The 20,672-nt window shown below is 67.8% G+C and carries 22 protein-coding genes; 3 read left to right on the top strand and 19 right to left on the bottom strand.

Annotation, left to right across the window (positions count from 1 at the left end; genetic code table 11):
• Positions 1-12 precede the first annotated feature (12 nt).
• Positions 13-1,629 (bottom strand): DUF3459 domain-containing protein, encoded by a 1,617-nt coding sequence (locus DID96_RS17365; protein ID WP_124600553.1) that lies wholly within the window; start codon positions 1,627-1,629, stop codon positions 13-15.
• Between the two features lie 297 nt (positions 1,630-1,926).
• Here DID96_RS17365 and DID96_RS17360 point away from each other — a divergent pair, with 297 nt between their 5' ends.
• On the top strand, positions 1,927-2,706 hold the full coding sequence (locus DID96_RS17360) for a class I SAM-dependent methyltransferase (protein ID WP_124600512.1): 780 nt from the start codon (positions 1,927-1,929) through the stop codon (positions 2,704-2,706).
• 73 nt (positions 2,707-2,779) lie between these two features.
• Here the strand turns inward: DID96_RS17360 and DID96_RS17355 are convergent, their stop codons facing one another.
• Complete coding sequence (locus DID96_RS17355; protein WP_124600511.1) at positions 2,780-3,433, bottom strand: DUF1345 domain-containing protein; 654 nt, start codon at positions 3,431-3,433, stop codon at positions 2,780-2,782.
• A 141-nt stretch (positions 3,434-3,574) separates the two neighbouring features.
• Here DID96_RS17355 and DID96_RS17350 point away from each other — a divergent pair, with 141 nt between their 5' ends.
• Positions 3,575-4,318, top strand: a complete 744-nt coding sequence (locus tag DID96_RS17350; RefSeq protein WP_124600510.1) for a metallophosphoesterase — start codon at positions 3,575-3,577, stop codon at positions 4,316-4,318.
• Positions 4,319-4,344: 26 nt separating this feature from the next.
• Here DID96_RS17350 and DID96_RS17345 read toward each other — a convergent pair whose 3' ends face one another.
• Complete coding sequence (locus DID96_RS17345; protein ID WP_124600509.1) at positions 4,345-5,052, bottom strand: RES family NAD+ phosphorylase; 708 nt, start codon at positions 5,050-5,052, stop codon at positions 4,345-4,347.
• Positions 5,043-5,462 carry an MbcA/ParS/Xre antitoxin family protein gene (locus DID96_RS17340; RefSeq protein ID WP_124600508.1) on the bottom strand — a complete coding sequence of 140 codons (420 nt, stop codon included), beginning with the start codon at positions 5,460-5,462 and terminating at the stop codon, positions 5,043-5,045. The genes DID96_RS17345 and DID96_RS17340 overlap by 10 nt, the downstream gene beginning before the upstream one ends.
• A gap of 278 nt (positions 5,463-5,740) precedes the next feature.
• Between DID96_RS17340 and DID96_RS17335 the strand changes: the two genes are divergently transcribed.
• On the top strand, positions 5,741-6,523 hold the full coding sequence (locus DID96_RS17335; protein ID WP_124600507.1) for an ABC transporter substrate-binding protein: 783 nt from the start codon (positions 5,741-5,743) through the stop codon (positions 6,521-6,523).
• Between the two features lie 113 nt (positions 6,524-6,636).
• Here the strand turns inward: DID96_RS17335 and DID96_RS17330 are convergent, their stop codons facing one another.
• The 15 genes from DID96_RS17330 to DID96_RS17260 all read right to left on the bottom strand — a co-directional run bounded on the left by DID96_RS17330 (position 6,637) and on the right by DID96_RS17260 (position 20,177).
• Positions 6,637-7,608, bottom strand: coding sequence for a type II secretion system F family protein (locus DID96_RS17330; RefSeq protein WP_124600506.1), 972 nt, complete (start codon positions 7,606-7,608; stop codon positions 6,637-6,639).
• A 44-nt stretch (positions 7,609-7,652) separates the two neighbouring features.
• Positions 7,653-8,630, bottom strand: coding sequence for a type II secretion system F family protein (locus tag DID96_RS17325; protein ID WP_124600505.1), 978 nt, complete (start codon positions 8,628-8,630; stop codon positions 7,653-7,655).
• Positions 8,631-8,678: 48 nt separating this feature from the next.
• Complete coding sequence (locus tag DID96_RS17320) at positions 8,679-10,046, bottom strand: CpaF family protein (protein ID WP_124600504.1); 1,368 nt, start codon at positions 10,044-10,046, stop codon at positions 8,679-8,681.
• 20 nt (positions 10,047-10,066) lie between these two features.
• Positions 10,067-11,275 (bottom strand): AAA family ATPase, encoded by a 1,209-nt coding sequence (locus tag DID96_RS17315; RefSeq protein WP_124600503.1) that lies wholly within the window; start codon positions 11,273-11,275, stop codon positions 10,067-10,069.
• 22 nt (positions 11,276-11,297) lie between these two features.
• On the bottom strand, positions 11,298-11,759 hold the full coding sequence (locus DID96_RS17310; protein WP_124600502.1) for a TadE/TadG family type IV pilus assembly protein: 462 nt from the start codon (positions 11,757-11,759) through the stop codon (positions 11,298-11,300).
• Positions 11,756-12,289, bottom strand: coding sequence for a TadE/TadG family type IV pilus assembly protein (locus DID96_RS17305; RefSeq protein WP_124600501.1), 534 nt, complete (start codon positions 12,287-12,289; stop codon positions 11,756-11,758). The genes DID96_RS17310 and DID96_RS17305 overlap by 4 nt, the downstream gene beginning before the upstream one ends.
• 13 nt (positions 12,290-12,302) lie before the next feature.
• The gene (locus DID96_RS17300; protein ID WP_124600500.1) at positions 12,303-13,583 is read right to left on the bottom strand and encodes a pilus assembly protein TadG-related protein; all 1,281 of its coding nucleotides are present in this window, start codon (positions 13,581-13,583) and stop codon (positions 12,303-12,305) included.
• Between the two features lie 25 nt (positions 13,584-13,608).
• A complete protein-coding gene (locus DID96_RS17295) occupies positions 13,609-13,908 on the bottom strand; it encodes a hypothetical protein (protein WP_124600499.1) in 300 nt (99 codons plus the stop codon).
• A gap of 19 nt (positions 13,909-13,927) precedes the next feature.
• Positions 13,928-16,303 (bottom strand): type II and III secretion system protein family protein, encoded by a 2,376-nt coding sequence (locus DID96_RS17290; protein ID WP_260463925.1) that lies wholly within the window; start codon positions 16,301-16,303, stop codon positions 13,928-13,930.
• Positions 16,304-16,404: 101 nt separating this feature from the next.
• Positions 16,405-17,250 (bottom strand): Flp pilus assembly protein CpaB, encoded by an 846-nt coding sequence (gene cpaB, locus DID96_RS17285; RefSeq protein ID WP_124600498.1) that lies wholly within the window; start codon positions 17,248-17,250, stop codon positions 16,405-16,407.
• A gap of 35 nt (positions 17,251-17,285) precedes the next feature.
• Complete coding sequence (locus DID96_RS17280) at positions 17,286-18,686, bottom strand: ATP-binding protein (protein ID WP_124600497.1); 1,401 nt, start codon at positions 18,684-18,686, stop codon at positions 17,286-17,288.
• A gap of 30 nt (positions 18,687-18,716) precedes the next feature.
• Positions 18,717-19,265 carry a prepilin peptidase gene (locus tag DID96_RS17275; protein WP_124600496.1) on the bottom strand — a complete coding sequence of 183 codons (549 nt, stop codon included), beginning with the start codon at positions 19,263-19,265 and terminating at the stop codon, positions 18,717-18,719.
• 28 nt (positions 19,266-19,293) lie between these two features.
• Positions 19,294-19,533 (bottom strand): Flp family type IVb pilin, encoded by a 240-nt coding sequence (locus tag DID96_RS17270; protein ID WP_260463924.1) that lies wholly within the window; start codon positions 19,531-19,533, stop codon positions 19,294-19,296.
• A gap of 80 nt (positions 19,534-19,613) precedes the next feature.
• Positions 19,614-19,784, bottom strand: coding sequence for a Flp family type IVb pilin (locus tag DID96_RS17265; protein WP_124600495.1), 171 nt, complete (start codon positions 19,782-19,784; stop codon positions 19,614-19,616).
• Positions 19,785-20,003: 219 nt separating this feature from the next.
• A complete protein-coding gene (locus DID96_RS17260; protein ID WP_124600494.1) occupies positions 20,004-20,177 on the bottom strand; it encodes a Flp family type IVb pilin in 174 nt (57 codons plus the stop codon).
• Positions 20,178-20,672: the final 495 nt, after the last annotated feature.

The raw sequence follows: 20,672 nt of genomic DNA, 5'->3' as shown, positions 1-20,672 counted from the left end.
GCGCTCACGTGCTCACGCACGCATGCCGCGCCACGTGCCGTCGTCGATCCGGCGCACGTCGTGCGTCAGCGCGTACTGATTGACGTCGCCCGTCAGCCACGCAACGAGCGAGTATGGCGGCAGCTCCCCTCCGTCGACCCGGTCGCGCGCGCGTCCCGGCGTCTCGAACACCACCATCCCTTCCGGCGCGTCGAACGGCACCGCTTCCGGCGACAGGTTCAGCGCAATGCTGAGCGTTTCGCCGTCGGCGAGCCGCCACGACGCGAGCAGCGCATCGGCCTCGCCGGCGCCGCTCATGCGCAGCGTATGCGCGTCCTGCGGCCGGCAATCGGCGAGCCGAGGCGCGATCAGCTTCGCGCGCACCGCGAGCGCCGATTGCACGAAATGCGCGCGCTCGAGATCGCGCGCCGTCTCGTCGAAGATCAGCGGAATCTGCGGCGTCAGCAACGACAGCGCGAGCGCGGCCAGGCCCGCCTCGCGATCCTGCCACGCACCGTCGGACAGCACGAGCGACGTCAGCGGCAACGCGGCCTCCGGCGCGCCGCCCTCTGCCGGCGGCGCCGGCTGGAACGCGGTGCCCGCCGCCGTCAGCGCGCGAGCGAGCGTGTGGATCGACTGATGCGCGGAGATCCCTTCATGCGTCGACGCGGCATCCGTCAACCGGTGCAGCGCCCGCTCGCCGCAGCCGTTCCACTGCGCGTCGAAATGGGTATCCGCGAGATGCACGGGATGCCGCTCGCTGCCGAGCACGAGGTGAATCAGCCGGTCGGACGGTGTCGCGGCCCGCACCCGGTCCGCGATCTCGCGCAGCCACGCGACGCCGATGCGGTCCGCCTCGCGCAGGCGCAGGCCGTCGCAACGGTATTCCTCGATCCAGTACAGCGCGTTGTCGCAGAAGAAATCGCACACTTCCGGATGGTCGAGCGCGAGCGGCGGCGCCTGCAGCGGATCGTCGCGGGTGTGGAAGAACGGCGCCGCGTAATGGCGCAACGCGTCGGTCCCGCTGCCGAACCGCGCGTAATCGAGTTCGAGCATGACCGCAAGACCGAAGCCGTGCGCGTCGTCGATCAGCGCCTTCAGCGCGTCAGGGCCGCCATCGATCGCGAGCGGCGCGAACGGCAGGCTGTCGTGCGGCGACGCGAGCAGTTCGAGCGCGGTCACGCCGAGGTGGGCGAGCTGCGGCAAGCGGCGCCGCACGCCTTCGAAGCCGCCGGCCGCAAGCGGCTGGATCGCATACAGCGCGATGTCTTCCCACGGACGCCCGTGCCAGAACGTGTGACGCCACGTGAACGCGCGCGGATCGACAACCTCGCTCGGGCCATTGAGTCCTTCGGGTTGCGAACGGGATGCGGGATCGGGAATCGACGTCGTGTCGTCCAGGCGATAGCGGTAGCGCGCGCCTGCACCGCAGTCGGCGAACACCTCGAACCAGTTCGGGCCGGCCGCCGTCATCGGCACGACGGTCATGCCGCTGCCGGTATCGAGCTCCAGCTGAACCTGGGTACAGCCGGGCGCCCACACGCGGAAATGCGTGCGCGGCGACGCGCCGCTCGCGCCGCACGGCTGCGCGCCGAACGGCAGACAGTAGATGTAGTGATGCGCGTACGGATCGTGCGGACAATCTGACATCGTGCGCTCCTCGTGCGTGCCGGGCTGCACGGTTGCGCCGTCGACGCGGCGCACGGGGCCTGGCATGCGGGTCGCCAAGCGGGAAAGAGTAAGACAGTATGCGCCGCTTCGGGGGCGGCGATGCTCGCGGGCGCGGTTTTTTAAATGAGTATCGACCCCGGGAAACGCGTTGTCCTGCGCTGCAGGGTAGCGCGCATACCGGAATGACCGCTTGCCTTGTTGCCGCGCATGCGCACGCTTACGCTCTGCCCGATCGCCCGCGGACACACCGTTCGCCGTCAACCCGAGGAACCCGCCATGTCGCTCCCCACCAGCGCCGCGAAATTCGATCCGGCGCGCGCGAACGAATACGCCGAGCAGTCCCGCATCGCGCTCGCCGGCTACGACGCGTGCCATGAGCTCACCGCCTGCATGCTCGCGTCGACGATCGGCGCGCGCGACGCGCAGCTCCTCGTCGCGGGCGCGGGCGGCACCGGGCAGGAAATCCTCGTGTGCGCCGCGCTCGAGCCGGGCTGGCGCTTCACGGCCGTCGATCCGTCCGCGCCGATGCTCGCGCTTGCACGCGCGAACGTCGAAGCCGCCGGCTTCGGCGCGCGCACCCGCTTCGTCGAAGGCGAGGTCGACGCGCTGCCGCTCGACGACGCAACGCGATCCTCGCCGGACGGCCGGCGCAACGGCCAGCAGGACGACGAATCGAACGCCCGGCAAGATGCGCGGTTCGACGGCGCGACGCTGATCGGCGTGCTCCATCATCTGCCCGGCGACGACGCGAAGGCCGCGTTGCTGCACGCGATCGCGCGCCGCCTGAAACCCGGCGCGCCGCTCGTCGTCGCCGGCAACTACCGCCGCTACGCGGACCATCCGCGCCTGCTCGACGCGTGGCAGCAACGCTGGCGCATGAACGGCGCGACACCCGACGCGGTCCGCGAGAAGCTCGCGAAGATCCTGCAGGGCGCCGATCCGCCCGCGACCGAGGAGGCCGTGCACCGGCTGCTGCACGATGCCGGTTTCGACGCGCCGCTGCGGTTTTTCGCGAGCCTGTTCTGGGGCGCGTGGATCGCGGTGCGGCGTGAGTGATGGGCAGCGGCGGCATGCGGAGACCGGCGCGCACCGCCGCGCGCACCGCCGTGTGCTCCGGTAACGGCTGCGCTCAGCTCAGCAATCCTGCCGCGACGTTGATCGACAGGCCAAGCACGGCCATGTTGAAGTAGAACGACAGGATCGACTGCGACAGCGCCGCGCGGCGCGCGGCGCGGTTCGCGAGCGACACGTCGGCGGTTTGCGATGCGACCGCGATCGTGAACGAGAAGTACAGGAAATCCCAGTAGTCGGGCTCGGGCTTGCGGTCCGGGAAGAGGAGCGCGCGCTCGCCGGCCGGCGACGCATAGTAGAGCCGCGCGTAGTGCAGCGTGAAGATCGTCGGGATCATGAACCACGCGCCGAACAGCGTCGCAGCCGTCACCGCGTAATGACCGAGGCCCGCGCGCAGGCCGATGCCCTTCGCCGTCGCGAGCTCGATCGCGATCGCGGCGACGCTCGCGACTGTGGCGAAGCAGATGATCGTCAGCACGGTCGTCGCATTCTCGTCTTCGCGGATCGCGATCTCGCGCACCTGATGGTGATGCGCGGTCACCATGCGCACCCACATCAGCACGAGATACAGCCATACCGCACAATCCCAGCCGACGAGCGCGCGCACGGTCGAGCGCAGCGGGAGCGGCAGCAGCAGCGCGCACAGCACGCCGGCGACGAATGCGGTCACCATGCGCGGACGGTTGCGTAATACCTGCGGATAAAGAGTCATCTTGCGTTTCCGAAAGCGAATGAAAGGCGCCGGTCAGCGCGGGCGGGAGCGGGCCTGAGCGGGCCGGTCCCGCTGGTACCGCCCCGATTATCGCCATTCCGGCATGTCGTGGCGAGGTACACGAGCGCCTAAGATAAAGGGATGACTGCCTTATATGAACACCTCCCCGCCCTCTGCCGCCATCCCGCGAACACCGTCGGCCGCGACTTCGTCGTCGGCGACCTGCACGGCTGCCTCGACGCGCTGCGCGCGGTGCTGCACGACGCGCGTTTCGATCCGGCGGCCGACCGTTTGTTCTCGGTCGGCGACCTGGTCGACCGCGGCCCCGACTCCGAAACGGCGCTCGACCTGATCGAGCGACCCTGGTGCCACGTCGTGCGCGGCAACCACGAGGAAGTGCTGAGCCTCGTCGCGCGCGGCAAGCTGCCGGCCGACGCGTGGCGCGGCATCGGCGGCGACTGGGGCGCCGATCTGCCGCCCGAGCGGCTGCGCGCATACGCGGCGCGCGTCGACGCGCTGCCGCTCGTGCGCGTGATCGGCGACGGGCCCGAGCGCTTCAACGTGCTGCACGCGGAATTCTTCGGTTCGGATGCCGAGCTCGACTCGGGCACGTATGCGCCGGACGTGCGCGAGCGCCTGATCTGGGGACGCGATCTCGTGCAGGGCCTCGCCGATCCCGACCGGCAGCATGGCCTGTCGCTGACGTGCAGCGGCCATACGCCGGTGCGCAAGCCGCTGCGGATCGGCTCGCAATGGTTCATCGATACCGGCGCGTTCGCGGCGTCCGGACGGCTCACGCTCGTCGAGCCGCGCACCGGAAACAGCTGGTCGGTGTCGCAGGCGGAAGCGCACGAACGGCACGCGGGCGACTGGCCGCTGCCGTGAAGCCGGGCGGCTCGAGTGAACAGGCCCTATCCGACCTGATTCAGCTCGAACACCGCGTCGATCGCCGTGCCGTTCCAGTTGTATTCGAGATACGCCGCGTGATGGCAGTCGCGCAGGATCGTCGTGCGAAACGCCGCCAGGCATTCGCCGAGCGGATCGCGCACCGACGGATAGACGATGCCCGCGCCGCCCGCGTCGTGCACCGCGCGCCCGAGCGCCTGCCCCGCGCCGTAGTTGCGCGGATGCAGCAGCGCCGGATCGCGCTGCGGCCACGCGCGCACGTCGGCGACCTCGCCTTCCGCGCTCACCGTGTAGAGCCGCATCTGCTGGCGCATCGGCGGCTCCTTCGTCGCGGCCAGGAACAGGCCGCTGTGGTAGCGGGTTTCGGCGATCGCCGTGTCGCGCGAGCGCGCGCAGTAGAACACGCCGTAGCTGCCGTCCGAGAAGCGGCTGCCCTGCGGATTCAGGTGCGTGAACGCGGCCATGATCGGCCCCCAGCCGAGCCCGTAGCGCCGCTCTGCCGACGGCACGAGGTCGAGCGTGCCGACCTCGTTGCGGATGCGGTCGTTGGTCAGCGACTCGAGCGCGTACAGCGCGTCGAAATCCTCCGCCGACGCGACGCGGTCGAACAGGTTGATCGCCGGAAAGCGGGTGGGGATGACGCGATAGGCGGGCGTCCAGTCGAGGGCCGTGGTCGGCCAGTTCGTCAAGGCTTCAGGAATGTTCACGCCCACCCGCCCCGCATTGCGTCGAGATACTGGCGAACCGCGACGAGATCGCCGACGTTGCCCGCCAGCATGCGATCCAGCGCGCGCTTGCCGCCGAACGGCGCCGCGTCGTTCGGCCGCTTGATCCACGCGTCGGCGGCGGCCGGCTGCGGCAGCAGGATCTGCAGCGCCTTGTAGATGCCTAGCAGCAGCGACAGGCGCTCCAGCGTGTCGCGCGGCAGGCGCGCGGCTGCGGGCGCGGCCTTCCATTTGAAGAACGTCGAGCGGCCGGGCGACCCGAGCAGCACGATCTGCTCGTCGACCGTCAGCGACCAGTCGCGCGCGATGTTGAAGAACGCGCGCAGGCCGGCCGCCGACATCTGCTCGACCGAAGCCTGCGGCGGAACCGGATGCGGGACATATGCGGGCTGGGTCATGATCGTTAGTCTCAAAACGAATTCACTAACAAGATTAGTCCATTTTCGTATTTTTGCAAGGATCGACGCCCGGCCGCCGACCCGGGTTTGTCTCGGCGATATCGGCGGCGATATTTTTTGTCCATTCTGGACTCCGTTTTTATTTTCTGCGTTAATGGCAGTGCGGACCGCCCGCTCGCGCATGCGTCGGACAGGCCCGCGACGTCACGCGGCCGCAACCGGCCGTCCGGCTGAAACCGTGTCGTACAGAACCGGAAAGACCACGCCAAGGAGCGCACATGAAGAGACTGATTGCCGCCGTTTCGATCGCCCTGCTCGCGGTATCGGCAGGCACCGCCGTCGCGAAGGACTGGACCACGATCCGCTTCGGCACCGACGCGAGCTATGCGCCGTTCGAGTCGAAAGCGCCCGACGGCAAGCTCGTCGGCTTCGACATCGATCTCGGCAACGAGATCTGCGCGCGCCTGAAGGCGAAGTGCGTGTGGGCCGAGAACGACTTCGACGGCATGATTCCGGCGCTGAAGGCGAAGAAGTTCGACGCGGTGCTGTCGTCGATGTCGATCACCGCGCAGCGCGCGCAGCAAATCGCCTTCACGACGAAGATCTACAACCAGCCGACGCGGCTCGTCGTGAAGAAGGGCTCGCCGCTCCTGCCGACGCCCGAATCGCTGAAAGGCAAGTCGGTCGGCGTCGAACAGGGCACGACGCAGGAAGCGTATGCGAAGGCGTACTGGGCGAAGCAAGGCGCGAACGTCGTGTCGTACCAGAATCAGGACGGCGTCTATGCGGACCTGCTGGCCGGCCGGCTCGACGCCGCGCTGCAGGACGAGGTGCAGGCCGACCTCGGCTTCCTGAAGACGCCGCGCGGCGCCGGCTACGAGTTCGTCGGGCCGGAACTCGTCGACGAGAAGGTGCTCGGCGTCGGCGCCGGCATCGGCCTGCGCAAGGAAGACGCGGACCTGAAGGCGAAGATCGACCGCGCGATCCTCGACATCGTGAAGGACGGCACCTACAAGCGGCTCGCGTCGAAGTACTTCGACTTCGACCTCTACGGCGGCTGAAGCAACGCCGAAGCGACACCGAAGCAACGCCGCCGTAAAAAGGCTGCGGCCGGACAAGCCGGCCGCAGCCTTCCCCCTTTCCGGCGCATCCGGGGTACGCGCCGGTCGGCAGCTCAGCCGCCCGTTCCTGCGAACGTCGGCAGCAGGATCCGGTAGATATGGATGAATGCCGGCCCGAGCAGCACTGTCATCAACGCAGGGAAGATGCAGAACAGCAGCGGGAACAGCAGCTTGAGCGCGATCTTAGCCGCGCGCTCCTCGGCACGCATCCGCCGCCGCGTGCGCAGCATGTCGGACAGCACCCGCAGCGATTCGCCGATGCTCGTGCCGAAGCGGTCGGCCTGGATCAGCATGCTGCAGAACGTATCGATGTCCTCGACGCCCGTGCGCAGTGCGAGATTGTGCAGCGCCGCCTCCTTCGTGAAGCCCGAGCGCATCTCGAGCAGCATCAGGTCGAGTTCGCTCGCGACGATCGGGCTGCTGAACTGCAACTCCTCGCATACCTTCATCAGCGCCGCATCGAGGCTCAGGCCGGCTTCGACGCACACCGTCAGCAGGTCGAGCGCGTCGGGGAAATCCTCGAAGATCGCCTGCTGCCGCGCCGCGACCTTGCGCGCCAGCACGACGGTCGGCAGGTAGTAGCCGATCGTGCAGAACAGCACCAGCACCAGCGCGAGCCCGTAGCGGCTTTCGTCGAGCTTCGTCGCGATCAGGAACGGCAGCGCGATCATCGGCAGCAACACCGCAAGCACCGTCTTCGCCGCGAAATAAAGGCTCGCCGCATTCGGCGAGCGCCACCCGGCATTCATCATCCGGATCCGCAGCGGCGACTGCTCCCAGCCCTCCTTCGGCACCGACAGCTTCGAGATCGGCTGCGACAGCTCCACGAGCTTTTCGGCCCATCCCGGTCCCTTGTCGGCCGGCAGGCTCGGCGCGCCCAGCGCCGCCGTGCCGCCGCCCGCCTGCACGATGCGGCGCTGCATGCTGCGTGGCACGAGTACGAGCATCGCGATCAGCGCGCCCGCGAACACGATCGCGAACAGCCCGGCCAGCACGACGATATGTGTAATGTTCATGTTTTCCATGTCAGTTCCCCGATCGGTTCGTCAGGCATCCGGCGGTGCGGCGCTCAGACACGAATCCGGATGATGCGGCGCATCCAGACCACGCCGCAGACCATCAGCAGCAGCATCATGCCGACGACCTTCAGCCCGGCCGGATCCTCCCAGAGCACCGAGAGGAACGTGCGGTTGAGCGCCATCATCAACGAGCCGGCGACGAACGGCAGCAGACCGAGCACCCACGCCGACATCCGTCCTTCGGCCGACAGCACGCGAATCTTGTCGAAGAGCTTGAAGCGCTCGCGGATCAGCATGCCGATGCCGTCGAGCAGTTCCGCGAGATTGCCGCCCGTCTCGCGCTGGATCAGCACCGCGATCACGAAGTAGCGCAGGTCGCGGATCGGCACGCGCGTCGCGAGGTTCATCAGCGCATCGTGCAGCGACACGCCGTAGTTGATCTCGTCGAACGTGATGCGAAATTCGCTGCCCATCGGCTCGCTGAACTCGTCGCTGATCATGCCGATCGCGCTCGTGAACGCATGCCCGGCCCGAAGCGCGCGCGCGATCATGTCGCAAACTTCCGGCAGTTGCCGTTCGAGCTTGCGCATCCGGCGGTTACGGCAACGCATCACGCGCAGCGTCGGCAGCACCGCAAGCGACAGCGCGATCGGCACGATCACCAGGAACGGCAGCGGCGTGAACATCAGCACGAGCAGCGCAAGCGGCGGCAGCGCGAGCGACATGCCGATCAGCTTCGCCACCGACCAGCTCATGCCGGACTGCTGCAGCAGCAGATCGAGCGACTGCACGCGCGGCATGCTCATCAGCAGCCGGTCGAGCGGCTTCGCTTCGTTGAGCATCCGGTCCTTGAGGATCGACAGCCGCTCCTGCTGCACCTGCCCGCCCGCCGACATCGCGCGGATGCGCGACTCGATGCGCTGCGCGGCGGCGCCGTGCCGCGCGTTCCACCAGTGATAGAGCCCCTCGAACGCGAGCACCACCGCGACGAACAGGAGAATCACGAATGCATAGAAAATCGGGTCCATGGCCATTCCTCGACATCGGACGGCGGCCGGCTCGCGCCGGCCGCGCGGTCAGTTCGCCTCGTAGCGGCGCGCCGGGTCGTACAGCGCATCGGGCAGGTTGATACCGAACGCCTGCAGCCGCTCGGCGAATTTCGGGCGCACGCCCGTCGCGCAGAAATGCCCGCGCACCGTGCCGTCCTGGTCCATGCCCGTGCGCTTGAACGTGAAGATCTCCTGCATGTTGATGATGTCGCCTTCCATCCCGGTCAGCTCCGAGATGCTGACGATCTTGCGCTTGCCGTCGGTCAGGCGCGCGGCCTGCACGACAACCGAGATCGCCGATGCGATCTGCTGGCGCATCGTCTTCGGCGGCAGCGTCAGGCCCGCGACGCTGATCATGTTCTCGAGGCGCGTGAGCGCATCGCGCGGCGTGTTCGCGTGGATCGTCGCGAGCGAGCCTTCGTGGCCGGTGTTCATCGCGTTCAGCATGTCGAGCGCCTCGGCGCCGCGCACTTCGCCGAGGATGATGCGATCGGGCCGCATCCGCAGCGCGTTGCGCACCAGCGTGCGCTGCGTGATCTCGCCCTTGCCCTCGATGTTCGGCGGGCGGGTTTCGAGGCGCAGCACGTGCGGCTGCTGCAGCTGCAGTTCGGCCGCGTCCTCGATCGTGACGATCCGCTCGTTGGGCGGGATGAAGCCGGACAGGATATTGAGCAGCGTCGTCTTGCCGCTGCCGGTGCCGCCCGACACCAGCACGTTCACCTTCGCGCGCGACAGCGCGTCGAGCAGTTCCGCCATCGGCGGCGTGAGGCTCTGGTAGCGCACGAGGTCGTCCATCTTCAGCGGGTTCACCGCGAAACGCCGGATCGACATCAGCGGGCCGTCGATCGCCGACGGCGGGATGATCGCGTTCACGCGCGAGCCGTCCGGCAGGCGCGCGTCGACCATCGGGCTCGCCTCGTCGATGCGGCGGCCGACGCGCGACACGATCTTCTCGATCACCTTCATCAGGTGCGCGTCGTCGTAGAACGTGACGTCGGTCAGCTCGAGCTGGCCATGGCGTTCGACGTACACCTGCTTGTACGTGTTGACGAGAATGTCCGACACGCTCGGGTCGCGCAGCAGCGTTTCGAGCGGGCCGAACCCGAACATCTCGTCGTACACGTCGATCGCGAGCTGCCGGCGCTCGATGTCGTTCGCGGGCAGCTTTTCCTCGTCGAGAATGCGCGAGATCAGCGCGGTGATTTCCTGGCGGACCTGCTCGAGCGGCAGGCGCGACAGACGCTCGAGCTCGACCCGCTCGAGCACCGCGGCATGGATCTCGCGGCGCAGCTTCTGATACGCTTCGCGCACCATCGATCCGGCCCCGTTGCCGTGATCGGCACGCGCCATGAAGGCCGGCGACCGTTGCAACGACATCTGTTCGCGCAATGACATGATGGACTCCCCGTAAGATTTCACATTGACTTGAGCTTCGGTGCGCCGCCGCGTCCGAACAGCCGCGCAATCAGCGGCTCGTTGCGTGTCGCACCGTGCGTCGCGCGCTGGTCGCCTTCGACGAGCTGCTTCGCACAAGCCTGTAGCGCGCGCGCCACGGCGCTGTTGCGCGCCAGGCGGGACACCGGATGGCCCTGGTTGACCGATTCGAGCACGACATCGACATCGTCCGGAATCACGCACACGGCGCGCATTCCGAGCACTTCCTCGAGCGCCGCACGGGTGCGTTCGCTCGAACGCGCCTGGCGGTTCAGCACGAGGCGCAGCCGGTCGAGCGGATAGCCGAGCGACATCAGGATTTCCTGCAGCCGGCGGCCCGCGCGCACATGCGGCATCGCCGGCTGCAGCACCAGTTCGATCTGGTCGCTGCGATCGAGCGCGACCATCGACAGCTGGTTGAGGCTCAGGCCGAGATCGAAGATCACGAAGTCGTAGCGCGGCGCCGCGACGCCGAGAATCCACTCGAGCGCGTCCTCGCGCATCTCGGCGGCCTTCACGGGGTCGCCCGCGCCGGCGAGCACGTGGAACGTCTCCGTCACGCGCGCGACGCTCGCGTCGAGAAACGCGCCGTCGAGCCGCTCCAGCTGCGCGCACAGCTGCGGCAGCGAGGACGGCGGCGTATCGTCGGTCACGAGAAACGCCGCATCGCCGAACTGCTGGTTCAGGTCGACCAGCAGCACGCGGCGCTTGTACACCTCGGCGATCTCGTACGCGACGTTGCCGGCAATGAAGCTGGTGCCTGCGCCGCCCTTGCACGACAGGAACGACACGATGCGCGTGTCGTCGGTGTCGCGGCGGCTGCACTGCGCGGCCGCACGCTGCAGCGCATCGGTCAGCGCGGGCGTCTCGAGCGGCCACGCGAGCACGTCGCGCACGCCCGCGCGCATCGCGTCGAGCAGCGTATGCGGCGACGCGTCCGCGGTGATCAGCATGCAGTTCAGGCCCTGGTGCAGCCGGCAAATCCGCTCGATCGCGGACAGCTCGGCCGCATCGATCGACGCGCCGTCGATCATCAGCACGTCGAATGCATCGAGCCCGTCGGTGCGGTGTTCGATCTGCGTCGGCCGGCCGGCCGCACGCGTGACGCGATAATTGCCGCATTCGGCTACGAGCCGGGCAATTTGCGTCAGTCGCCCCGTATCGTCGGACGCCACGAGGATGTTGATCATGTTGTTCGCCTCGCCTGTTCTGTCATTGGCAAACCGATCCGCCCGTCGACGTCGCCATGCTTTCGCGCGGCAGCGTCGTCGTGAACGGCGGCATCGTCGCCGTCACGTTCACGAAGGGGATCAGCGTCGAAACGGTGACGTTCGAGACCTTGACGGTCACGAACGTGCAGGTGCTGCGTGCGGTCGCTGCATCGGCATCGCAACCCGTCGGCAGGTAGGTGAGCGACACGTTCGCGTTCGACAGGATCGGCAGCAGTTCCGTGATGCGCTTCTTGATGACCGACGCGTCCGCGTCGCAGACGGTTGCGGTGCGCGCGCCGAGGCGCAGCGCCTCGCTCGCGGTATTCCAGTAGAACAGCAGACGGCCGAATTCGCAGATGCCGATCAGCAGCGTGCTGAACACGGCGGCGATCAGCGCGAACTCGACGGCGGTCGCGCCGAGCTGGCGGCGGCGACGCGGCTTGGACAGGGCGCACGGTTTCATGACACTTGCCTCATCACGGTGATGATGTCGCTGAAGATCAGTTGCTGCAGCCCGGGGTACGCGGGAATCGGCTGATACTGGTAGCCGGTGATCTTCACTTCGACCAGGTTCATACTGCCCGCCGGCGTGCCGCTCGCCGACCCGTTGTTGCTGTCGTAGGTCTGCACGTTCGCGAATTGCGCGGGATCGTTGGTACCGGTGCAGCCGGTCGTATGCGACGCATCGCAGACGACGACCATCGCCGTCGTGAGGCCCGGCTCGAGCTCGGTGCCCGACGCGCCGCAGGTCGTGCTGCCGTAGACGACGAGGCACTGCGCGGCCGCCACCGGATACGCGGGGTCGCTCGGCTTGAACGTCGACAGGTAGCGGGCCGCGTCGCGCGTCGCCTTGGTCAGCGCCTCGTACTGGTAGATCGCGCGGCCGAATTCGGCGACGCCGGTCACGAGCAGGATCATCGGGATCAGCACAAGCGCGAACTCGACTGCCGCGACACCGCGTGTCTTCGAGCGCCTGCCCGGATGTTGTTTCATGATCGTCTCCTGGTCACTGGATGAGCACCGACACTTTCGGGCCCACCGAACTGCCGTCGCCCGGCACGCCTTCGGTCGCGCACGGGTTGCCTGGCGTGCTCGACGATCCGAGGTATTCGACGTGCGCGGAGATGCTGCCGCTGCCGCCGCCGCTGTTCGCCTGCACCGGATCCAGCATCAGCACGCAGTCCCACTTCAGCACGTTGGTCTTGTGCGTGCCGTTCACGGCCAGCGCAGAGCAATCCACTTCCGGGGCGAGTGCAATCCGGCGGTCGGCGCCGTAGCTCTGGTAGCTGCTCGAGGTGAGCCCCGTCCCGCCGGTATTGATGCCGGTCGTGGTATCACCCTGGTACACCTGGTAATGCTGCCGGTCGCTCACGAAATGCGCATAGGCGTCGGGGGCGCTGTCGATGTTCGACGTCTGCGAAAAACCCGTTGCCGCGTTGTACGTATAGCCGGTGAAATCCGGCGTGTTGTTCGGCGTGCCGGCCGTCGGCGCCTTGAAGCCGTGCCCATAGATTCCGAAGCGCGTGTTCCACGCGTCGGCGCTCGCGGACATGTTCCCGGGCGAACCGATCTGCGAGCTGCCCGACGGCAAATTGCAGTAGTTGCCCGTGAGCTCGTTGGTAATCTCCGAATTGCTGTTCGAACCATCGAGGGCCGCCCAGCCGAAATTTCCGCCACTCCATGACGTAGCGCCACCGAGTGCCGTAATCCAGTTCCCGGGCGTGTAGCCGGGGCTCTGCTGGCAGATGAACACCGGAATTGCGCACACCGTCTGCGCGGCGCCGACGGTCGCCACCGCGGTCGCCCCCACCGACGCGTTCGCGACGTTCATCCCCGGCAGCACGTTCAGCACCTGCATGAACCAGTTCGGGATATTGGTCAGCGACGTCGTGCACTTGACGTACTTGATAGTGGTCGGCGACGTGACCGAGCTCTTCGGCATGAACGGATTGGTCAGCGAATCGCTGTAGGTGACGTTCGAATCCGTCTGGTATTGCACCGGCGAGCCTTGAAACATCGCGTAATTCAGGTGGCCGGCAGTGATGCCGGCCGCCTCCGAGATCGACAGGTCCGAAATCGCCCCTGTCAGATCGCGCGCGGCGGCCAACGCGCATGCGTCGGCACTGTTCTGTAGTTCGCTCCGCGCGACGTACAACTTGCCGAGGTCCAGCGCAAGGCCGACGCATCCGATCAGTACCGCCAGCGTGACCGCGACGATCACCGCGACGACGCCGCGCTGACGATGGATGTTGCGGAAGGCCTGCGGGGGTTTAAAGACGCTGGACATGGCAATCTCCCTGAGCAACCTGTCGTTATTGGGCGCCGCCCTTGCTGATACCGATGACGAACGCATTGGCCTTCGGCGCCGGCGCCTGGAACGACCTGTCGTAGTTGTCCAGCGCGGACGAGGCCGCCGCGCCCGACATGCCGGCCGCGGACTGCGTATGTTCGGCGGCGTGCGGGTCGATGATCTGCGCTTGCATCACGGTGCGGACCGATTCGCCGAAGCGGGTGTCCCACACCGGCGTCGACGACATGCAGCCGGCGAGTGCGGCGACGAGCGGCACGGCGAGCGCCGCGCGCCGTGCGAAAACGAGGTAGGCGGATTTCATGAGCTTCCCCTTGGATGACTTAATGATCGGTGGACGACGACGTCGCGTTCGCATGGGCGACCTGCTGCACCTGGTGCCTGGTCGCGCCCCGCGAGGCTGACTGCCCGGTTGCCGCGATGCGCGCGGCAACCGCTTCGATGCGGGCGATACGGGCTGCCGTCGCGGCATCCGCCGGCTGGGCTGCCTGCGGCGCGGACTCCTCCGTCGGCGTGGCGACAGGTGCTTCCTCCACCGCGGGCACGGGTGCCGCGGGCGTCGCCTCCGTCGCGGGCACGGCGGCTGCGGGTGCCGCCTCCGCCGCGGGCATGGCGGCTGCAGGCGCTGCCTCCGCCGCGGGCATGGCGGCTGCAGGCGCTGCCTCTGCCGCAGGCACGGCGGCTGCGGGCGCTACCTCCGCCGCGGGCATGGCGGCTGCAGGCGTCGCCTCCGCCGCTGGCATGGCGGCTGCGGGCGCTGCCTCTACTGCTGGCATGGCGGCTGCAGGCGCCGCCTCTGCCGCGGGCATGGCGGCTGCAGGTGCCGCCTCCGCCACAGGCACGGGGGCTGCGGACGCGACCGTGGTCGCTTTCGCGGACGCCGCGGCGAGAGGCTCGGCCGGCACGTTCTGCGTCGAGACCGGCATCGGCGACGCGCTCGGCTGCGCCATCGCATCGGCCGGCTGCGCGGCGCGCGGCGCCGGCAGCGCGGCCGTCGGGCCGCTCGGCTCATCCTGCCGCGGAGCCGGTGCCGGTGCCGGCGCCGGAGCAGGTGCCTGCGACTGCGGCGACGGTGCGGCATCGCTCGCCGGCGCCGGAGCCCGGCCATGCTTGCGCAGGCCGCCGCGACCTTCCATGTCGCCCGTCGCAAACACGTCAGCCTCGTTCGCCTTCGTGAAGCTGTCGGTCGCAAGCGGCAGGTCGGCCGTCTGCAGCGGCTTCACCAGATGCGGCGTGATGATGAAGATCAGCTCGGTGCGGTCCTGCTGGAACGACGTGCTGCGGGCCAGCGCGCCCAGCACCGGGATTTCGCCGATGCCCGGCACTGCCTTCAGCGAACCCGACACGTTGTCCTTGATCAGCCCGCCGATCGCGAACGATTCGCCGTCGGCCATCTGCACCGTCGTCGACGCGCGCCGCGTCGTGATCAGCGGCAGGATCGACGCGCCGGCGACGTTGGTCGCAGTGAGCGTCACGCCCGTCTGCGACAGCTCCGACACTTCCGGCGCGACGCGCAGGCTGATGCGGCCGTTCGACAGCACCGTCGGCATGAATTTCAGCGCGACGCCGAACTCCTCTTCCTGCAGCGTGATCGTCGTGCCGCCGCCCGTGTTGCTCTGCGGGACCGGGATGAAGATCCTGCCGCCCGCGAGGAACGTCGCTTCCTGGCCGCTGATCGTCACGAGGTTCGGCTCCGCGAGGATCTTGACGAGGTTGTCGGTGTTCTGCGCGTCGACCGCCACGCTGAACGGCCGGTTGTTCGCCTTGTTCGCCACGATGCCGCTCGCGACGCCGGCGAGCAGGTTGCTCACGAGCGCGCCGCTCCACGAACCGAAGCCGCCCTGCAGGTTGAAGGCCGAACCGAGCTGGTTGATCAGCGTCTTCGACACTTCGGCCACCTTCACCTCGAGCATCACCTGCTGCGGCTGGGTGACGCTCAGCATGTTCAGCACCGTGCCGGTCTTTCCGCCGCCACCGCCACCGCCGCTGTCGCCATTGCTGCCACCGCCATTGCCACCGCTGCTGGCGGCATTCGCGTACGCCTTCGCGATCGCCGTCGCCTGCTGCGACGCCTGCGCGTTCGACACGGAGCCGGCGAGCACGATCGTGTCGGCCGCGGTCGTCACGTGGATGTCGCGCTCGTTCGGCATCAGCTGCGCGAGCGAAGCCTGGATACCGCCGGCGTCGGCGCCGACGGCCACGTCGATGATCCGGCATGCGCCGCTCTTGCCCTGCACGATCATGTTGGTCGTGCCGACCGACAGCCCGAGGATGTAGAGCGTCTGCGGCGACACCATCGTCGCCTGCGCGACGGCCGGATTGCCGATCGTGCGGTTGCGCACCGGCTCGGGCATCGGCACGAGCAGCGACTTGCCGAGCGGCACGCTGACGGACGTCGATTCGCGCACGGCGCCGACGCAGTTCGGACCACGCAGCGGCCCTGCGGCCGCCGCCGCGCCTGCCGCCCCCGCGGCCGGCACCGGCATCATGCTGATCGTCATCTGCATCGGCCCCTTGCCCATTGCGGCCGGCGCCGTCGCGGTGCCGCCCTTCACGAGCGCACCGCCCTCCGCGCCTTCCTGCGCGAGTGCGCTATACACGTTGAACCACCCGGCGCACAGCATCGCCGCGACCACCGTGCCGCGCAGGGCGTGCGTACGCGCCGGCCCGGCTCCAGAACTTTGCGGTTTGATCTTCATTTCGTCTGATCCCCCGAGGGCCCGGCGAAACGCCGGGCTTGACTGTCAAAGGTCGCAGCGGGTTGCGTACGGCCTGGAAACTACGTGTTTTTTCGATGAATTCAGAAGCATTCGACGCTGCCGCGGACGCCCGTCAGCACGCCGACGCAGTCGCGTGCCGCCGCCGGCGCCGCGTGGGACGCCACACGCACCCGCACGGTCCGCACATGAACGCGAGCCGGCGCAGGCGCGGCGGCCGGTGCCGGCGGCGTGCCGAGCAAGGTCACCTTGGTCGCACCGTCGGTGTTCATCGTCTGCTTGTCGATCTGGTTGCGCAGCACGAGCGACAGCGTGCCGACGCTGCGTGCCAGGTCGAGCTTCTCCGCCTGCTCGGGCGCCACTTCGAGCGTCACCGCGTTGACGACCTTCGGTGCGGTATCGTCGCGGCTGACCTGCTGCGCGACGGCCAGCACGAGGATGTGCTCGAGCACGATCTTCGAGATGCTCTGCTGGTTGTCGGGCTTGCCCGGCTCCTGCGTGTTGACGATCACGTCGACGTAGTTGCCCGGCAGCGCGAACCCTGCGACGCCGATCACGTCGTTCACGCGCACCGTAATCGCACGGTTGCCGGGGCCGATCACGGCGGACAAGCCGCCCTTCGTGCCGATCGGCGCCAGCTTCGATTCGAGCACCGGCTCGCCGCGCGACAGGCTCGTGCGCACGACCCGCCCTTCGAGTTCCTTGGTGTCGGCGTACGCGCCGGGCGGCACGCTGCCCGTCGGCCAGCTCACGGTGCGAATCTGGTTCGGCCCGAGCGGTTCGCCCAGATTCAGGTCGGTGGTCGCGACCGCGACCTGCGTGACCGCGCTGGACGACGTCCTCACGAGCCAGCGCGATGCGAACGCGACGGCAGCGAGACCCGCCACCATGGCGATGATCAGCATCGTGATTGCGCGAGTGTTTTTCATGGCAGTACTCCTCGTCAGATCGTGAATGAAACAGCTCAACCGGAGGCCAGCGTGCGGCCGAGGCGATCGGCCGACGGCGGATGCGGGCTCTCACGTTCCGGCGCGGAGCCGAAATACGCGGTCCACGCTTCGTGCAATCCGTCATGCGTGACTTCGGCGGGGTCGCCGCGATAGCGCGCCGATGCCGCAACGAGGCGCAGCAGGTCGCCCGGGAAACAGGCAAGGAACGCCTTGCCGGTCGGCAGGTGCAGCCGGTGCGCGAGGTAATCGAACGCGTCGGAGGCCGGCACGAGCCCGAGCGACTTGCACATCGCGTCGAACACGGCGTGGTAATCCTCGATCGCCATCGGGCCGACGTAGAGCTTCGAGCCGAGCCGGCGCAGGAACGCGTCGTCGCCGAACTGCGATGGCGCGATGTTGCTCGAGAACACGGGCCACACGTCGAACGGCACGACGAAGCGGTTGCCGGTGCCGAGCGTCAGCAGGTCGATGCCGCGATCGAGCGGCCGCAGCCAGCGGTTCAGCAGGTCGCGCGGCTCGACGCGCTGCCGGCCGAGGTCGTCGACGATATACATCCCCATGTTGGCCTTCATGTGCGGCGGCGCCTGGTAGTAGCCTGCGCCCGCGTCGCGCCGCAGCTCGAGCTCGTCGAGCGTCAGCTCGCCACCCGACATCACGATCGGACGCTCGCACAGGCGCCAGCGGCGATCGACCGCCTGCCCTTCCGGCTGCGTCTTCACGTCGGCGTGCACGAGCGGGTCGTAGATCTGGATGATGTCGCCGGCCACGCAGATCGCATACGGAATCGGCACCTCGCCGCCCATCAGCGAGCCGAGCCGCTCCGCGAAGAAGGTCTTGCCGCTGCCGGCCGGCCCGTGGATCAGCAGCGGGCGGCCCGAATTCAGCGACGCGGCCGCGGCGTCGATGATCGCTGGATCGATCACGATGCCGTCGAACGCGGCCATCACTGCCGCGCGGTCGATGTGCAGCTTGCGCACCGAATGCGCGGCAATCACGTCGAGGTACGCGTCGAGCGTGACAGGCGCCGGGCCGTCGTAATTGCTGTGCGCCTTTTCCTCGATCGCGAGCACGCGGCCCGCATCGGTCAGGCGGAACGACACGTCGATGTCGGTCGTGCCGCGATGGGTGATTTCGACGAGATGTTCGCGCACGAGGAACGCGAGCACGTCGTCGAGCACGGAGATCGGCAGGCAGTGCCGTTCGATCAGGTCCGCGTAGTCCGAGCGCCCGTGCATCAGCGTGGACTTCAGCACCAGCCCGGCGAGAAAGGTCTCGCTCAGTCCCGTGTCCGCCACTGTGCGCGGCGCGCGCGGCAACCGCGGCGGGCGCTTCGTGTGCTGTTCGCGCGACGGCACCGGATCGGGCAGATGGGCGATCTGCGCGTCGTGTTGCGATGAGGGTTGGTCATTGTTCATGATCGCTCCGTATGCGGTGTGCGGCCCGTGTCAGATGGACGCCGCGGACGCCGCGAACAACATGCTCAGCGTGCCCAGCGCGATCGCGACGCCATAAGGCAACGCGCCGACCGACTCGCCTTCGACCGGCGCAACGGACGCGCCGCCCTGTCCGCGCACCGCGGCACGTATTGCGATGACGCGCATGTTCGCGAACAGCTGCCGCATGCGGCCCTGCCAGATCACCATCGCGAGCGCGCCGACCCCACCTGCGATGAAGGTCGCGACCGCGATGTAGACCGTGAGCGCCGGACCGACCCACGCGCCGACCGCGAGCATCAGCTTCACGTCGCCGGCCGCCATCCCGCGTAGCAGATAGAACGGCAGCAGCATGAAGAAGCCGGTTGCTGCGCCCGCGAGCCAGGCGGTCGCGCCCGCGCCGATGCCGTGCAGCACGCATTGCGCGATCAGCGCGCCCGCAACGCCGATCGCGACCAGGCGATTCGGAATCCGGCGGCTCGTGATGTCGCTGCTCGCGGCGACGATCACGAGCGTCGCGACGCACAGCGGAATCGGGTGGGACGGCATGGCTGGCAACATGGCAAACCTCGTTTCTCCGGATCGGATTTCACTGCATCGCGGCCAGCGCACTTGCCGCGACACGTTCGTACAGCTCGCTGAGCGAACCGCCGAGGGTCCCGGCGCCGGCAAATATGACGATCGAGACCAGCGAGCCCATCAGCGCGTACTCGATCGACGTCACACCGCTTTCGTCGTCGATCCACTTCGCTACCGCTTCCCCAAAAGACTTCATGACGCCCCCCGCTTTTTTTTGACCTGTCGGCCCTCGCACGAGCGCCTCGTCCACCGAGGTGTGTCCGGGCGGATGCCCGGAACACCGGATGGCGCATCGTGTGCACGGTGCTTTTCCGTGCAACGACCGTCCCGTTACATCATCGTACCGAGGCTGCTGAACAACGTATCCAGGTTCGAGCCAAGAAGCGTCGCGCCTGCCATGAGTGCGACCGCGATCAGCACGGCAAGGAGCCCGTATTCGATCGCTGTGACGCCGCCCTCATCGCGCGCGAATTGCTGAACCTGATAAACGAATGCCGACATGGTTCTTTCCTCTCGAGTTGAAACGCCACCACAATGCGTGCGTGGGCCTCGAATCGTCCGCTCTGCCGTGCTCTTCTCCGATACGAAGCGGGTCTTTCGATCGTCCGCCGGAGTCGACGCCATCTCGATGGCGTCGACTCCGGCGGACGATCGGAGCCCTCGCTCCAGAAAAGACAGCGGGACGGACGAATTCCCTTTCGGAATCGCCCGTCGCGCCGCTCAGCCGATCTTCGTGCCGAGGCTGCTGAACGTGGTGTTGAGGGCCGAACCGAGGAGCGTCGCGCCGGCGATGAGCGCCACGGCAATCAGCGTTGCGAGCAGGCCGTATTCGATGGCGGTGACGCCTTGTTCGTCACGCAGAAATTGCTTGGCTTGTTGGACGATCTTCGACATGATTCACTCTCCCTTTGGATTACTAAAAATACCCTTTGCCACCATTGGCTCGGGCGACCTACTGCTGGCACTGCAAGAAAATCAGAATGCGTAGATCGGCTGCAAGCGCACGTGCGCACGTGCGCACATGCCTTTGCGGACGATATTGGCAAACGGGAACGCATTGGCCGGATGCACGAGCCTGGCAACGCGCCAGACGCGCCGTCCACCCGGAACGGTGTCGGAACGGGCCGGCATCAGCCGACCGGATCGATGAGTTGCCCCACGGCTTGATGCCTGGGTGACGCGGCAACTGCACGCGAGCCGCGATATGCTGTGGTCTTTCATTTTTTCTACCCCCGACTTCCTGCATCCGTTCGTTCTGGTTGCCGGACGACGCCGGCATTCCGCTGATCGGGCGACGGGTTCCCAGTCGGCCTGGCGCGGCGCTCGTAGCGCCATGCTCAGGCCTTGTACCCCGTGGGCGACGCCAGCTTCGGTTCTCGTTTGATCGAT

The sequence above is a fragment of the Burkholderia sp. Bp8963 genome, from assembly GCF_003854275.1.
Lineage (GTDB): Bacteria > Pseudomonadota > Gammaproteobacteria > Burkholderiales > Burkholderiaceae > Burkholderia.
The sequence above is the reverse complement of the archived record's forward strand: the minus strand, read 5'-3'. Positions and strand labels throughout refer to the sequence as shown.